Origin of the sequence: Marinobacter salinexigens (assembly GCF_008370345.1) — a bacterium.
Lineage (GTDB): Bacteria > Pseudomonadota > Gammaproteobacteria > Pseudomonadales > Oleiphilaceae > Marinobacter > Marinobacter salinexigens.
Window position 1 is genome coordinate 1 of sequence record NZ_VTUU01000063.1, and the last position, 711, is coordinate 711.

Annotated in this window: 1 protein-coding gene; it reads right to left on the bottom strand. The window is 63.7% G+C overall.

Going from position 1 to position 711, the window contains the following annotated elements; translation table 11 throughout:
* Positions 1 to 195: 195 nt before the first annotated feature.
* A complete protein-coding gene (locus FWJ25_RS20685; protein ID WP_281292574.1) occupies positions 196 to 648 on the bottom strand; it encodes a ferredoxin in 453 nt (150 codons plus the stop codon).
* Positions 649 to 711: the final 63 nt, after the last annotated feature.

Consider the following 711-nt stretch of genomic DNA (forward strand, 5'->3'; position numbering starts at 1 on the left):
GACAAATATGCGTAACTCAACATTGGAAATAGAAGCGCGCACAGAGAGAGAGAGAGACGATGGCAGGGCGGTGTCTGAAAACTCCACGCTTACATGAACTGCACTCAAATGAAACCCAAGCAGTMCGTMCGCGCGTACTCAAATTACACACAACGACACACAGAGATATATAGMGRGAGAGATGGATGGGCATGATTATGCGCCGGTGAGCTCCTCCTCCTTGTGCGTCTCGATGACGACGTCAGAGGTGGGGTAGGCGTGGCAGGTGAGCACCCAGCCGTCGGCGATCTGGCCGTCGTCGAGGTAGCTCTGGTCGGACTGGTCCACGGAGCCGGAGACGACCTTGCCGGCGCACGAGGAGCAGGACCCCGCGCGGCAGGAGTAGGGCAGGTCGATGCCGTCCTCCTCGGCCTGGTCCAGGATGTACACGTCGTCGGGCACCTGCAGCTCCACCTCCCCCTCCGGCGTGATCAGCTTCACGTTGTAGGTGGCCTGCGCGCGCAGCCTGCGCCTGCTGCTGGCGCTACGGCCCATGATGCCCACCTTGGCCGCAGGCAGCGCCACGGCGGTAGGCGCCGGCGCGGCGCGGAGGGAGGACGMCGAAAAGAAGAAGGCCGGCGCGCGGGGGCTGCCCAGGACGGTGGCCATTGTTGTGGAGGGTCCGGTCGGGGTGGTGTGGCGGCCGGTGCAGTTAGGGAGCTAGATGGAGAG